At 64.5% G+C, this 14,586-nt stretch carries 13 protein-coding genes; 5 read left to right on the top strand and 8 right to left on the bottom strand.

Annotation, left to right across the window (positions count from 1 at the left end; genetic code table 11):
- The first annotated feature begins 4 nt into the window (after positions 1 to 4).
- Positions 5 to 1,033, top strand: coding sequence for an inner membrane protein YhjD (yhjD, locus tag ACZI8Q_RS15910; protein ID WP_463374531.1), 1,029 nt, complete (start codon positions 5 to 7; stop codon positions 1,031 to 1,033).
- Between the two features lie 18 nt (positions 1,034 to 1,051).
- Here yhjD and ACZI8Q_RS15905 read toward each other — a convergent pair whose 3' ends face one another.
- A complete protein-coding gene (locus tag ACZI8Q_RS15905; protein ID WP_463374530.1) occupies positions 1,052 to 2,347 on the bottom strand; it encodes a D-alanyl-D-alanine carboxypeptidase family protein in 1,296 nt (431 codons plus the stop codon).
- A gap of 205 nt (positions 2,348 to 2,552) precedes the next feature.
- On the opposite strand from ACZI8Q_RS15905, the gene mdlC reads away from it, so the two are divergent.
- The 3 genes from mdlC (at position 2,553) to ACZI8Q_RS15890 (ending at position 7,753) form a co-directional block, all read left to right on the top strand.
- Positions 2,553 to 4,175: a benzoylformate decarboxylase gene (mdlC, locus tag ACZI8Q_RS15900; protein WP_463374529.1), complete on the top strand. Its 1,623-nt coding sequence runs from the start codon at positions 2,553 to 2,555 to the stop codon at positions 4,173 to 4,175.
- Positions 4,176 to 4,297: 122 nt separating this feature from the next.
- On the top strand, positions 4,298 to 5,950 hold the full coding sequence (locus tag ACZI8Q_RS15895; RefSeq protein ID WP_463374528.1) for an FMN-binding glutamate synthase family protein: 1,653 nt from the start codon (positions 4,298 to 4,300) through the stop codon (positions 5,948 to 5,950).
- A gap of 24 nt (positions 5,951 to 5,974) precedes the next feature.
- Entirely contained in the window at positions 5,975 to 7,753 is a 1,779-nt protein-coding gene (locus tag ACZI8Q_RS15890; protein ID WP_463374527.1) for a molybdopterin-dependent oxidoreductase, read from the top strand.
- A gap of 19 nt (positions 7,754 to 7,772) precedes the next feature.
- Here ACZI8Q_RS15890 and ACZI8Q_RS15885 read toward each other — a convergent pair whose 3' ends face one another.
- Positions 7,773 to 7,970: a hypothetical protein gene (locus ACZI8Q_RS15885; RefSeq protein ID WP_463374526.1), complete on the bottom strand. Its 198-nt coding sequence runs from the start codon at positions 7,968 to 7,970 to the stop codon at positions 7,773 to 7,775.
- 159 nt (positions 7,971 to 8,129) lie between these two features.
- Complete coding sequence (locus tag ACZI8Q_RS15880) at positions 8,130 to 8,714, bottom strand: TetR/AcrR family transcriptional regulator (protein ID WP_463374525.1); 585 nt, start codon at positions 8,712 to 8,714, stop codon at positions 8,130 to 8,132.
- A 45-nt stretch (positions 8,715 to 8,759) separates the two neighbouring features.
- Between ACZI8Q_RS15880 and ACZI8Q_RS15875 the strand changes: the two genes are divergently transcribed.
- Positions 8,760 to 9,248: an HXXEE domain-containing protein gene (locus ACZI8Q_RS15875; RefSeq protein WP_463374524.1), complete on the top strand. Its 489-nt coding sequence runs from the start codon at positions 8,760 to 8,762 to the stop codon at positions 9,246 to 9,248.
- Between the two features lie 77 nt (positions 9,249 to 9,325).
- Here the strand turns inward: ACZI8Q_RS15875 and ACZI8Q_RS15870 are convergent, their stop codons facing one another.
- From ACZI8Q_RS15870 to sdhC, 5 genes are all read right to left on the bottom strand, one after another.
- Positions 9,326 to 10,738 carry a threonine/serine exporter family protein gene (locus ACZI8Q_RS15870; protein ID WP_463374523.1) on the bottom strand — a complete coding sequence of 471 codons (1,413 nt, stop codon included), beginning with the start codon at positions 10,736 to 10,738 and terminating at the stop codon, positions 9,326 to 9,328.
- Positions 10,739 to 10,955: 217 nt separating this feature from the next.
- The gene (locus ACZI8Q_RS15865; RefSeq protein ID WP_463374522.1) at positions 10,956 to 11,735 is read right to left on the bottom strand and encodes a succinate dehydrogenase iron-sulfur subunit; all 780 of its coding nucleotides are present in this window, start codon (positions 11,733 to 11,735) and stop codon (positions 10,956 to 10,958) included.
- On the bottom strand, positions 11,735 to 13,486 hold the full coding sequence (gene sdhA, locus ACZI8Q_RS15860) for a succinate dehydrogenase flavoprotein subunit (protein WP_463374521.1): 1,752 nt from the start codon (positions 13,484 to 13,486) through the stop codon (positions 11,735 to 11,737). Before sdhA ends, ACZI8Q_RS15865 begins: the two co-directional genes overlap by 1 nt.
- Before the next feature lie 15 nt (positions 13,487 to 13,501).
- On the bottom strand, positions 13,502 to 13,957 hold the full coding sequence (locus ACZI8Q_RS15855) for a succinate dehydrogenase hydrophobic membrane anchor subunit (RefSeq protein ID WP_463374520.1): 456 nt from the start codon (positions 13,955 to 13,957) through the stop codon (positions 13,502 to 13,504).
- A 1-nt stretch (position 13,958) separates the two neighbouring features.
- Positions 13,959 to 14,363 (bottom strand): succinate dehydrogenase, cytochrome b556 subunit, encoded by a 405-nt coding sequence (sdhC, locus tag ACZI8Q_RS15850; protein ID WP_463374519.1) that lies wholly within the window; start codon positions 14,361 to 14,363, stop codon positions 13,959 to 13,961.
- Positions 14,364 to 14,586 lie beyond the last annotated feature (223 nt).

Here is a 14,586-nt window from a genome sequence, read left to right as displayed (position 1 = left end):
ATCCATGGCCGAAAGCCCGAGCTTTCTCGAGCGTCAGCGGGCGGTACGCCCGTGGCTCGATCATGTGGTGCGGGGAGCCAAGCGGTATCAGGGGCAGAAAGGTGACTACTACGCTGCGGGTGTCACGTACTTCAGCGTCCTGGCGCTGGTCCCGATCCTCATGGTGGCGTTCGCCATCGCCGGTTTCGTCCTCGCCGGTAACCCGGGCTTGCTGGCCGATATCCAGGACAGCGTAACCGAATCGGCCCCCGGCGGATTGGGGGAGACTCTGAACAAGACGATCGATTCGGCGATCGACTCACGTGCCGAGGTGGGCATCATCGGACTGCTCGGTGCCATTTACGCGGGCCTCGGGTGGATGTCAAAACTGAGAGACGGCCTCACTGCGATGTGGGACAGCAAGAGCGAACCCGCCGGATTCGTCAAAACCAAGATCGACGACGGTGTCAACCTTCTCGGGCTCGGGCTGGCGATTGTCGTGTCAGTCGGCATCTCTGCGCTGAGCAGCGGCCCGGTCATGGACTGGGTGGTGAACCTGCTGCACCTCGACGCAATCCCAGGAATCGGCATCGCGCTGCGGGTGCTGTCGGTGTTCCTGGCGGTTGCCGCGACTTGGGCAATCTTCACATGGATCATCTCCAGACTTCCCCGCGAGACCGTCGCACTCCGGAGCGCGGTCAGGGCGGGACTGCTCGGCGCGATCGCGTTCGAGATCTTCAAGCAGGTGGCGGCGATCTACCTGGCTGCGGTCACCAGCGGTCCTGCCGGTGCCGCGTTCGGGCCGATCGTCGGTCTGCTCGTCTTCGTTTTCATGACGTGCAGAATGCTGTTCTTCGCCACTGCCTGGGCCGCAACCAGCGAGGAGAGTATGGCCCTGGCATTCGTTCCGCCCCCGGATCCGGCGATCATCTCGCCTCGGATACAAGTGTACGAACGCCCGTCGGCGCGCAGGAGTGCCGCGCTCGTCGGTGTCGGCGCCGCAACGGCTCTTGGGCTGTCCGGAGTGTTCGCTCGTAGGAACTCGCGCAGCTGAGCGGAACTGCCGGAGGTCCTACCGGCGTCCTCGGTTGAGTCTTCGGGCCCAGCCGAGGAGACCGATCACCACGCCGGTACCGATCACACCGACGCCGGCACGCACCGCGAGCGAACTGTTGGGGCTGTCGGAACCGGAAGCGATCACACCTGCGCCCACCTGATCTGGTGTGCCCGGAGGGGCGGCGATCAGTGCGGATTCGTCTACAGAGGCGTCGTCGGGGCGTTCGGTCAGCGAGCCCACGGGTTCCGCATCAAGCGCGAATCCGTAATCGAGCAAGCGTGCGGCCTGTTCCCACGGGCGCAACGGTTTCGCCTCGCCGCCCATCAGGGTGACCATCAGGCGTCGGCCGTCACGCTCGGCGCCGCCGACGTACGTGTGCCGCGCGTCGTCGGTGTAGCCGGTCTTGCCTCCGAGTGCGCCCGGGTAGTTGTAGAGCAGCCTGTTGTCGTTGCCGAGTGCGAACGACGGCTTGTCCTCGTCGCCGGGGATGGCCGGATTTTTCGGATAGCCGGGGAACGAGACCACCTCGGTGGAAATCAGCTTCGCGAAGGTGGGGTTTTTCATGGCCTCGTGAAAGATCAGGGCAAGGTCGAACGGCGAGCTGCTCATCCCGGGGCCGTCGAGACCCGACGGCGTGGCAGTTCTGGTATCGAGTGCGCCCAATTCCTCGGCCAGAGCATTCATCTTCTCGACCGTTTCGTCGGAGCCACCGAGCTGCCTCGCGAGAAGGTGAGCGGCGTCGTTGCCCGACGCCATCACCAAGCCCTGCATCAGCTGCATGTTGGTGTATTGCCCGTGCGGGCCGATTCCGACCGCGCTGCCCTCCATCGCCGCATCCTCGGCAGTGGCGGTGACCGTCTTGTTCAGATCGAGCTCGTCCAACGCCACCAGCGACAGCAGAATTTTGATGGTGCTGGCCGGACGGTATCGACCATGCGGATCCTTCGCGGCCAGCACCTCGCCGGTGTCCACATCGGCCAACACCCACCCCGGTGCGGCTATGTGCGCCGGAAGCGGCGGCGCATTCTCGGGTAACACCACACCGCATTCACCCATCCGTTCACCGCCGATCGGCTGCGACGGAACGGGAACGGGACGGGGAGTCGTTTCGCCGGGTTCCGGGACCTCGGACAGGTCGACCGCCGGGGCCGGTACCGACCGGTGGGGGCACGAGTCGGTGTTCGGTGTGGTGAACGGCGCCCGCGTTGTGGCGGTCGGTGGTGGTACCGGCTCGGCGGCCGCCGACCCTATCGACAACCCCGCCAGCACCGCACCCGACGCCATCACTGCACTTGCTCGTTGCCACCTCATCGAAGAGGCAGCGTATTCGATCATTCGTACGACGTGCGAAATCCGAGCCCGCGACACGGTGACGAAGCGAGGGAAGCCCCATCGCGAGGGCCGCATCGGTTCTTCGAACGGGCCAGAATCGGCAATACGACCGTATTCCGAATCGGTCTCGGATACGGTCAAATGGGACCGCACTCGAGGGAACCCCCACGTGGAGGCACCGACCATGGCCCAGACTATCCGAGACGTCACCTATCGATTGATGCGCGACCTGAACCTGACGACCATCTTCGGAAACCCGGGTTCCACGGAAGAGACGTTCCTCAAGGAATATCCGAATGACTTCCGCTACGTTCGGGCGCTCCAGGAGGCTTCCGCCGTGGGTATCGCGGATGGCTATGCCCAGGCCACACGTCGGCCGGCTCTGGTCAACGTGCACACGGCGGCCGGAGTGGCCAACGCGATGAGCAACATCATGACCGCCGCGATGAACCAGACTCCCCTCATCGTCACCGCCGGAAATCAGACGCGGGACATGCTGCTCATGGAGCCCTGGCTGATGAACGTCCAGCCCGAAGATCTACCGAAGCCGTGGGTCAAGTGGAGCTACGAACCGGTGCGGGCACAGGACGTGCCGGCCGCGCTCATGCGTGCCTACGCGACGGCGGTGCAGCCGCCCGCGGGGCCGGTGTTCCTGTCGATCCCGCTCGACGACTGGGACCAGCCGGCAACCGGTTCGAACCCGATCGCGCGCACCGTCGCCACTCGCGTCGGGCCCGATCCCGGCCGGATTGCCGAGTTCGCGCGGGCACTGTCCGAGGCCTCGGACCCGGCGCTGATCTTCGGCGCATCGATTGCCCGCGGCGACGGCTGGAACGAGGCCGTGGCCCTGGCGGAGAAACTCGGTGTGCACGTGTACGCGGCACCCGCGTCGGAGCGCCCGCCGTTTCCGGAAGATCATCCGCTGTACGTGGGCGGTCTGCCGTTCGCCATTAGGCCCCTGTCGAAGAAGCTGGCTGGCCACGACGTGGCGATCGTCATCGGGGCTCCGGTGTTTCGCTACTACCCGTACGTCGCGGGCGAGTATCTTCCCGACGGGCTCCGGTTGCTGCACATCACCGAAGATCCGGCGCAGGCAGCACGGGCGCCCGTCGGCGACAGCCTCATCAGTGACGCAGTGCTCGCGACGCAGGCGCTGACCGAACTCATCCCCAGGCGCCCCCACCGGACGGTGGTCAAGCAATCGCATCGTATGGCGCCGCACGGTCCAGGCGAATCCGTCCGCGAGGACACACGCATGGGCGCGGACGAACTGTTCGCCACCCTCCACGACGCGATGCCGGAAACCACGGTGGTCGTCGAAGAGTCGCCGTCGAACCTCGGCGAGTTCCACTCGGCCTGGCCGATCGTGCAACCGGACTCGTTCTACACGTTCGCCTCCGGCAGTCTCGGGTGGAACCTACCCGCGGCGGTGGGCCTCGCACTGGCCGAACGCGACTCCGGCCGCAACCGCCCGGTCATCGCGATGATCGGCGACGGCTCCATGCAGTATTCGGTGCAGGGGCTGCACACGGCGGCCCAGGAGAAACTCTCCGTCATCTATGTCATTCCGCGCAACGAGGAGTACGCAATTCTCAAATCGTTTGCCGACCTCGAGGATTCCCCCGGCGTCCCCGGCCTGGATCTACCCGGACTCGACATCGTGGCACTGGCACGGGGATACGGATGCACCGCCGAGCGTGCGGAGACTGCCGAGGAGGTTCGTGCCGCCGTCGCCCGCGCTCTCGAACGCGAAGGCCCGACCGTACTGGAGGTGCCGATCGAAGCCAAAGTGCCGCCGCTGTTGTGACCCGCTCGCCGCCGGAAGGCATGCGACCCCGGCTCGCTCGACACCTGTACGGCTCGGATACATGTACTGACAAACCGACGTTTCCACTTTCTTCGACTTCCCCGTCTTCGATAGGAGTAGCGATGATCAGATGGTTGGCAATCGCAGCAGCATGGCTGATCGGAGGGTTATCGTGCCTCCTCGTCTTCCTGGTGTCGCCGTGGTGGCTTTTCCTTACGGTGCCGCTCCTGCTGCTGGCACTGATCGGCACGTGGGACCTGCTGCAGACACGGCACAGCATCCTGCGCAACTACCCCGTCCTCGGGCACGCGCGGTTCATGCTCGAATTCATCCGTCCTGAGCTCCAGCAATACTTCATCGAACGCAACACGGACGGCACCCCGTACGACCGGGACACCCGATCCACGGTCTATCAGCGGGCCAAGGACATCAAAGACGTCGAACCCTTCGGTACCGAGCGCAATGTCAACGCGGTCGGATACGAGTTCGTCCGTCACTCGATCACCGCGCAACCGGCGCCGCAGGAGACCCCGCGGGTGCGCATCGGTGGACCGGACTGCACCCAGTCCTACGACATGGCGCTCTACAACGTCTCCGCAATGAGTTTCGGCGCCATCTCGGCGAATGCGATCCTGGCGCTCAACGGCGGCGCGGCCCGCGGCGGCTTCGCCCACGACACCGGCGAAGGCGGGCTCAGTCCATATCATCTCGAGGCGGGCGGAGACCTGATCTGGGAGCTCGGCACCGCCTACTTCGGCACCCGCACCAAGGACGGGCATTTCGATCCGGACGCCTTCCGGAAGAAATCCCAACACCCACAGGTCAAATGCATCTCGATCAAGCTCTCACAAGGCGCCAAGCCCGGCCTGGGTGGCGTGCTACCCGGCCCGAAGGTGACCGAAGAGATAGCCCAGACGCGCGGCGTTCCGGTGGGAAAGACCGTCGTCTCACCCCCCTCGCACAACGCCTTCCACACGCCGATCGAGCTGTGCCAGTTCATCGGCCGGTTGCGTGAGTTGTCCGGCGGCAAGCCCGTCGGGTTCAAGCTGTGCGTCGGCTCCCGCAGCGAGTTCTTGGGCATCTGCAAGGCAATCCGCGAGACTGGCATCGCCCCCGATTTCATCATCGTCGACGGTGCCGAGGGCGGCACCGGCGCCGCACCCCTGGAATTCGAAGACCATGTGGGGATGCCGCTGACTCACGGTGTGATGACCGTGCACAACGCTTTGGTGGGCACCGGATTGCGGGACCAGATCCGCGTCGGCGCCTCCGGCAAGGTCGCCAACGGCATCGACATCGTCAAGCGGATCACCCAGGGCGCCGATTTCACTTTGGCCGCTCGCGCGATGATGTTCGCCGTCGGCTGTATTCAGGCGCAGAAGTGCCACACCAACACCTGCCCGGTGGGGGTGACCACTCAGGATCCCAAGCGGTACCGGGCATTGAACGTGCAGGACAAAACCACTCGGGTCTACAACCTGCAGCGCAACATCGTCGACAACGCCAAGCAGGTCGTCGCCTCGATGGGCCTGGACAGCTTCGACGATCTGCATCCGTCGATGCTCATGCGCACGGTGGGCTTCAACGACCAGCGCACCTACGCCGAGCTGTACGAGTGGCTCCGGCCCGGGCAGCTGCTCGACGACCCGCCGCCGTCCTGGTCCGAGGATTGGGATTGCGCTCGCGCGGACGCGTTCGTACTCACTGCAGCGGTCACTCCGGACCCGTCCAAACGGCGGCCGGTCCACACCACGGACAGCCCCCTCGCAGTCTGAGCGTCGTCACCGGCAGGCGTGGAAATGACACACCAAGGCCCTGACAACAGGCCCAAGGACAGCTCCGAACTCCAGGACGAGTTCCACAACGTGGCACTTCTCCGGGAGGAGGGCGTTCATCCACGCATGTCGCTCACTCGCGTACACGTGCGAATCGGCCGACGATTCGTTTCCGTGTGGTGGGTGCTCCCAGCTGTGCTGATCGCCGGCATCGTGGCGGTGATCGCTGCCAAACTGCTCATGGGCACCGACGCTGTGGGTGGGCCCGGCGGCTTCACCACCACCCACCCGTGCGAGCCCTCGATGACCCAGCTGCGCGATCAGGGCCGTTCCTTCGGCACCCCGGCCTGGAGCATCGCCACGCACGCGCTGAATTTCTTCATCATGGTCATGGTGGTTCGGGCGGGCTGGCAGATTCTCGCCGACCACCCGCGCCTGTATCTGAAGATGCACTGCACACCCGATCGCGAGTGGTTGCGGTTCCGCGGTCCTATGCCGAAGGATCGTGTGTGGACGGCCAAGGACGACGCGATCACGCTCAGCCCGATGGTCGGCATGCCGGGCGGACGGCACACCATCGGAGTGGCGCGCCATTGGCACTTCCTCTTCGACATCCTGTTCGTACTCAACGGCCTGGTGTTCGTCGTCCTGACCTTCTCCACCGGCCACTGGCGCAAGCTGGTGCCCACCGACTGGTCGATCTTCCCGAATGCGGCCTCCTGCCTGGTGCAGTACACGTCGCTGGGCCTGCCTCATGAGCTCGGGGGGTACTACACCTACGATGCGCTCCAGCAGCTGAGCTACTTCGCCATCGTGTTCGTTTTCGCACCACTGGCGATCCTCACCGGGATCGCGATGTCACCGGCATTGGACAACCACTTCCCCTGGTACCAGAAGATTTTCGGCAACCGGCAGACCGCGCGCTCGCTGCACTTCCTCGTGATGGTCGTCTTCGTGCTGTTCTACGCCGTCCACATGCTGATGGTCGCGTCCACCGGATTCGCGGAGAATCTCAACGCCATCACGCTCGACGTCCCACCCGCGGGCGGCGACAACCTCAACGGGGTCGCCCTGACGGGCCTGGCGATCTTCTTGGTGATCTTGTTCAACGTCTGGGCCGTTCGCTTCTCCTGGACGCACACGCGGGTGCTGCAACGCATCTCCAACGCCACGGTCGGCAAGGTGATGGACCTGCTCTTCGACAAGTACGCACCCAAGGCCGAGTACAAGGAGAAGGACATCAGCCCCTTCTTCTGGCCCAACGGCCTCGTGCCCGTGTCCGACGAATGGAAAGATCTGCACACCAACGAATTTCGCGACTACCGACTCCGCGTCACCGGCCTGGTGGAGAACCCGGCCGAGCTTTCACTCGACGACATCAAAGCTCTCGCCCATCGTGACCAGATCACCATGCACAACTGCATCCAGGGCTGGTCGGCGATCGGTAAATGGTCCGGCCTGCCGTTCGACGCGTTGATCGACCTGGTGCAACCGAAACCGGAAGCCGAGTGGGTGATCTTCCGTTCGTTCGGCGAAGGCGGTGAGGGCGGCCAATACTACGACTCGCACTCGATGACCGACCTACGGCATCCGCAAAGCCTTCTCGCCTACGAGATGAACGACGAACCGCTTCCGGTGTTGCACGGCGCCCCACTTCGGCTGCGCGTGGAAAACCAGTTGGGTTTCAAACAGGTCAAGTGGATCAAGGAGATCGAGTTCGTCCGCACCTTCCGCGACAGCGGCGCAGGCATGGGTGGGTACAACGAGGACCACGAGTTCTACGGGTACCGCGACGAGATCTGACGCGGTGCACAGCCGGCGGCTACGGGCGGCGGGCCAGAAACTCGTCCGGCGGCGTCTGCTCGGCGCGGTTCGCGCACTCCTGCAGCAGGCCTGCAATCTCCCGTGCGTCCGCCGGAGTCAGTGTCACTTCGGCGCCGGAAACCCGCAGTACCACCTTGTCCAACCGGTTGTAGACCGCGGTCTCGCCGTCGTCGGGGCGATGACGCTTCAACGACATGCTCACCCCTTCCACCGGGTTCCGCACCCCGGATACCCCACACGGGGCCTTGCATAAAGTTTAAGAGTTCTGTGCAGCCGATGACGTCGATTCGATGAGACGGGATTCGATCGGTCCTCGGTTCGTGTTCGATATGCTGTCGATGCGCACCCGGCGAGATCAGCGGGCAATTCCCCGCACGGCGGCAGTGGCCAGTGCCAGTGATTCTTCAAGGGTCATGGGGGTTCCCACGACGAGTAGTCGATAGACGAGCGGTCCGAAGACGAGGTCGCGGACGGCATTCGTATCCAGGTCGTGTGCGATCAGGCCGGCGTCGACGGCGTGACCGATCACCGTGTCGAGCGTCTCGGCGCGAGGCGCCAGATAGTGAGCCAAGAGTCTTTCGGCGAGCCGTGGATCGCGGCGGGCCTCCGCATGTACGGCCAGGATCGTCGGACCGAAAGCGGAGGCCGCCAGAGCGGATACGAACCCGGCGGCAGTACGGGCAAGGGTGTTCAGTGGATCGGTTCCTGGAATCTCCTGCAAGGGTGGTGCCGCCATGCCGAGCACCGCCGTGACGAGTTCCGCCTTGTTCGCCCACCGGCGATAGAGCGACGGCTTCGTCGTTCCGGCCCGCCGTGCCACGGATTCGAGCGTCAGAGCTGCGTAGCCCTGCTCCGCGAGGAGTTCGGTGGTCGCGGTATGGATTCGTCGGTCGATCTCGTGATCGCGAGGTCGTCCGGTCTGGGCCTTCCGTTCGAGCATGCATCCATCTTACTATCATTACGATCCGTAACGTAAAGGAGTGTCGTGAGAAGAAGACTGGCAATCTGGGGTTTGTTCGGCACGTGGGTGATCCACGACCTGGAGGAGTGGTTCGCCGTCGCACCATTCATGGACGACAGGATGAGGCGTGCGGGAATCACCCCGCCGTCGATGCGATATCTGGAAGTGCACGAGCGCAGCGCGATCGTGGTGATGGCGCTGATTGTCGGCGCTGCCACCTGGCGTGGGCATCGAACGAACGGTGAATCATTGTTCTTCCGCTCGGCAGTGGCGGGTTACGGGCTGCACGGATTCACACACCTGGCGGCGAGTGTGGCCGTGGGTGGTTACTCACCCGGCGTCGTGACCGCGCCGACCCTCGTGATTCCCTATGCCGCCGCGGCCTGGCGGGAGTTCGGTCGTGAAGAAATACCCGACGGGGGCCGCGCGGTCCGTTGGGCTCCGGTCGCGACAATGGCGGCGCTGGGCGTCTCGCACCTGGTCGGCTACCTCGTTGCTCGACGCATCACCTGAGCGGGACGTACGAACGCGGTGAACTGACGGAGCAGTTTGCGGGGCGAGGAGGCACGCATCCCCGCTGGAACGAATGCTCAGTCGCCGTCTTCTCCGTCCTGTGGAGCTCGCGCGTAGTGCCGTCGGCGCAGGTAGATGCTGGCCAGTGCAGGCGTCCGCGACCATCTGGAATCGATGCGAGGTCCCAGTGCGGTTCCCAGACGCCGCAGGTGCCGGACCTCCTTTCTTGTCGTGGGCGCCAGTAGTGGGCCGAGGACGACTCCGCCCGCCAGTGCGAGCGCGGTTCCGGCGGCGATGACGAGGGTGCCGACACCTTGCGAGGCGTTGCCCTCCACGAGGGTCACGAAACCGTTGTAGGTGGTCATGCCCGGGACCAGCGGCACGATCCCAGACATCACGATGACCAGCGGCGGCACCCGTAATCGCTGCGCACCGAGCGCGCCGGTCAGGCCGATGGCGGTGGCGGCGACGAACGAGCTGGCCACGTTGCCCCCGTGCACTTGCATCATTCCTACATAGATCAGCGTGCCCAATGCTCCCGCGGCGCCGGCGGCACCGGCCGCCCGGACGGGCGCATAACTCGCCACCGCGGCGGCCGCCGCGCCCATGGTGCCCGCGGCGAGCATCACCGGAAGACTCAGCCAGTCGGCCGCAGCTCCCGGGCTGATGGAATCCTCGATGTGGAGCAAGGCTCCGATGCGCAGGGCCGCCGCCACGCCGAGGAAGATCCCGACCATCGACAACAGAATCTCCATGATCCGGCCCACCGACGTCAGGTGGTATCCGGTGATCGCGTCCTGCACGGAGGCGACAATCGCCATCCCGGACAACAGGGCGACGATGTTCGCCGCGACGACCAGCGACGGGTCTGCGCCGTGGGGTAGTTTCTCGGTGGCATCGAGGGAAAGAGTCACGCCGGTGGCCACGAGTCCGGCCACCGCCTGCTGGAACAGTATTGGAACCCTTCGACCGTTCAGGAACCGTCCGATGCGGTCGATCAGCGACGTGGTGGCCGCCGCCCCGGCTGCCACGAACACGCCGGCGCCGAGCAGCACCGAGAAGCTCGCGGCCATCACCCCGAGCGCCACCGTCGACACCCACCGCGGGTATGGGTGCGACGCGGATTCGATTCGGTCGATCTGTGCATGCACCTGGTCCAGCGGGGGCCGGTCGTCGGCCACCTTCTGCGCGAAATCCAGCGTTGCTTGCAGTCGGGTGTAGTCGAGCGAGCGTCCCTTCACATGCCACATCGCGGTCAGCGGAGCGCCCTCCACCCCGCGCGGTACCGACAGAATGATCGTCGACGCGGTCACGTCCAGTTGGGTGTGCCGCACACCGTAGGAAGCGGTGATCGCCGATATCGTTGCCGCCACGTCGGCCGTGCCGGAATTGCACGAGAGCAGCAGTGAGCCGATGCGCAGAGCCGCGTCCAGAACCTGGTGGACGTAGTCACGGTCCTGGTCGCCGTGCCGGTCTGACGACTCGGGCACCACTGCTCCTTCCCGCCTGCCCTCCCTCCCGCCTCTCGGGGTGGATGCTCGATCCCCGGGGCGCGGGGTGTGCCTCCAGGCGCGCCACCGTTGTCACGGTACGCGCCTGTGCGGGCGCCGTTGGCCGATCGTGTTCATGTCGAACAACTCCGCACCACCGAAAGGGAACGCGCCCGGCCCCAGGATGGGGTCGGGCGCGTTCCCTTTCGGTGGTGGGTCAGCGGGCGAACAGCAGTGCGCGCTTGACCTCCTGGATGGCCTTCGTCACCTGAATGCCGCGAGGGCATGCGTCGGTGCAGTTGAAGGTGGTGCGGCAACGCCACACGCCGTCCTTGTCGTTGAGGATGTCCAGACGCTCGGACGCACCCTCGTCACGGCTGTCGAAGATGAAGCGGTGCGCGTTCACGATCGCCGCCGGACCGAAGTAGCTGCCGTCGCTCCAGTACACCGGGCACGATGTGGTGCAGCAGGCGCACAGAATGCACTTGGTCGTGTCGTCGAAACGAGCACGGTCGGCCTGGCTCTGGATCCGCTCGCGAGTGGGCTCGTTGCCCGAGCTGATGAGGAACGGTTTGACGGCACGGAACGCGTCGAAGAACGGCTCCATGTCGACGACGAGATCCTTCTCGACCGGCAGGCCCTTGATCGGTTCGATCGTGATGGTGATCGGCTTGCCGTCCTTGGGCAGCATGTCCTTCATGAGGATCTTGCAGGCAAGACGGTTGACGCCGTTGATTCGCATCGCGTCGGATCCGCACACGCCGTGGGCGCAGCTGCGACGGAAGGTGAGGGTGCCGTCGAGGTAGCCCTTCACGTACAGAAGCAGGGTGAGCATGCGGTCGGTGGGGAGCGCGGGTACCTGGAAGCTGTCCCACCGTTGGCCGTCACCCGATTCCGGATTGAACCGCGCGATCTTGAGGGTGACCATGACGGCACCCTCGGGAACCGGAGGCAGATCCGACGGCTTGTCGGTCTTGTCGACTGTGGGTGCGCTCATCAGTACTTACGCTCCATCGGCTCGTAGCGGGTCTGGATCACCGGCTTGTAGTCCAGACGGATGTCGGAGAGCAGACCATCGCCCTCCTTGTAGGCCATCGTGTGCTTCATGTACTCGGCGTCATTGCGATCCGGGAAGTCTTCGCGGGCGTGACCGCCACGCGATTCCTTGCGGTTCAGTGCACCGACGACGGTGACCTCTGCCATTTCGAGAAGGAAGCCGAGCTCGACAGCTTCGAGCAGGTCGCTGTTGTAGCGCTTGCCCTTGTCCTGCACTGTGATGTGGTTGTAGCGCTCCTTGAGAGCACGCACGTCCTTCAGTGCCTGGGTGAGGCGCTCCTCGGTGCGGAAGACCGACGCGTTGTTGTCCATCGACTGCTGCAGTTCGCGGCGAATGTCGGCGACACGCTCGTGCCCGTGGTCGGAGAGGATGAGTTCCATCCAGTCGTCGACCATCTTCTCCGGGGTTTCCGGCATGTCCACGAATGTGGTCTCGTTCGCGTACTTCGCTGCGGCGATGCCGGCGCGACGGCCGAAGACGTTGATGTCGAGGAGCGAGTTGGTGCCGAGACGGTTGGCGCCGTGCACGGACACGCAGGCACACTCGCCGGCAGCATACAGACCCTTGACGACCTCGTCGTTGTTGCGAAGCACCTCGCCGTTGATCCGGGTGGGGATACCGCCCATCACGTAGTGGCAGGTGGGGTAGACCGGCACCGGCTCCTTGACGGGGTCCACGCCGAGGTAGGTGCGCGAGAACTCCATGATGTCGGGCAGCTTCTCGTCGAGGACTTCCTCGGGAATGTGGGTCACGTCGATGTAGACGTAATCCTTGTTCGGGCCTGCGCCGCGGCCTTCGAGCACCTCGAGGACCATCGACCGCGCCACGATGTCACGTGGTGCGAGGTCCTTGATGGTGGGGGCGTAGCGCTCCATGAACCGCTCACCGTCGACGTTTCGGAGGATTCCGCCCTCACCACGCACAGCCTCCGAGATGAGGATGCCGAGGCCTGCGAGCCCCGTCGGGTGGAACTGGTGGAACTCCATGTCCTCGAGGGGCAGGCCTTTGCGGAAGATGATGCCCATGCCGTCACCGGTGAGGGTGTGCGCGTTGGACGTCGTCTTGTACATACGGCCCGAGCCGCCGGTGGCGAACACGATGGACTTCGCGTGGAAGACGTGGATCTCGCCGGTCGCGAGCTCGTAGGCGATGACGCCGGTCGCAACCGGGCCGTCCTCGGTCTCGGTGATCGCGATGTCGAGGGCGTAGAACTCGTTGTAGAACTCGACGTCGTGCTTGACGCAGTTCTGGTAGAGCGTCTGGAGGATCATGTGACCGGTGCGGTCGGCGGCGTAGCACGCGCGGCGCACGGGAGCTTTACCGTGGTCGCGGGTGTGGCCACCGAATCGTCGCTGGTCGATTCTGCCTTCGGGTGTGCGGTTGAACGGTAGACCCATCTTCTCCAGGTCGAGTACCGCGTCGATGGCCTCCTTGGCCATGATCTCGACGGCGTCCTGGTCGGCGAGGTAGTCGCCGCCCTTGACCGTGTCGAAGGTGTGCCACTCCCAGTTGTCTTCCTCCACGTTCGCCAGCGCCGCGCACATGCCGCCCTGGGCCGCACCGGTGTGGCTACGGGTGGGGTAGAGCTTGGTCAGAACAGCGGTGCGGGCTTGCGGCCCGGCCTCGATGGCAGCACGCATACCTGCGCCGCCTGCGCCGACGATGACCACGTCATAACGGTGTTCCTGCATGAAGTCTGTGCTCCCCTAGCTCGCCGTGATGTTGGGGTCGAATGTGAAGATGACGTACGTGCCGAGGCCCATTATCAGGATCATCGAAACGACCAGGATGGTGTTGAGCCAGAAACGCGTGGAGTCCTTGCGGGAGTAGTCCGCGATGATGGTGCGCAGACCGTTGCCGCCGTGCAGCTGGGCGAGCCAGAGCATCGACAGGTCCCAGATCTGCCAGAAGGGGCTGGCCCAGCGACCGGCGACGAATGCGAAGTTGATGCGGTGCACGCCGTCGTCGAGCATCAGCATGATGAAGAGGTGGCCCAGCACCAGCACGATGAGCGCAACGCCCGAGAAGCGCATGAACAACCAGGCGTAGAGCTCGAAGTTGGTCTTGGCCGGCTTGCGCGGCGCACGCGGGCTGTCCAGGCTGGCCGGACGGTCGTACGAAGTGCCGAGTGTCTTGGCTTCGGCTCCGTGGGTAGTCGCCATGTCAGTGCCCCGCAAACATGTTGTAGAAGATGCGTCCGGCTGCGGGGATCATCACCACGAACCAGATCGCAAGGAGTGACCAGAGCATGATGCGCTGGTACTGCGGCCCCTTCGACCAGAAGTCGACGAGCATCACACGTACGCCGTTGAGCGCGTGGTAGAGCACCGCCGCGACCAGTCCGAGCTCCATGAGACCCACTAGGGGGGTCTTGTACGTGTCTATGATGGCGTCGTACGTTTCGGGATTGACGCGCACCAGCGCGGTATCCAGAACGTGGACGAAGAGGAAGAAGAACGTCATTACGCCTGTGATCCGGTGCAATACCCAGGACCACATGCCGGGATCGCCCCGGTAAAGCGACCGTGTGTGCTCCTTCTCCGGAGCGGCTTCAGTCGTGCTACTCATCGAGTGCTGTGCCTCCAACGTCATTGGCGGACGCGTCGAGCCTGCATTGCCTTGCGGGGGGTACCTCTGTGGACCCGACGAGATCCTGAACCGACTTCTCTGAACTCTAAACCCATTCGAATCTGGGGAACTAATTCGGCTCCGGAATCGTATGCGCGCGTTTTGGTGAAATTAGGTTTGCCTGCCCAATGTGAATGTGGTGAACAATGGAGTGGCACTGCAT

The sequence above is a fragment of the Rhodococcus quanlei genome, from assembly GCF_055231015.1.
Note: the sequence above shows the minus strand (reverse complement) of the source record. Positions and strands in the feature narration are given on the sequence as shown.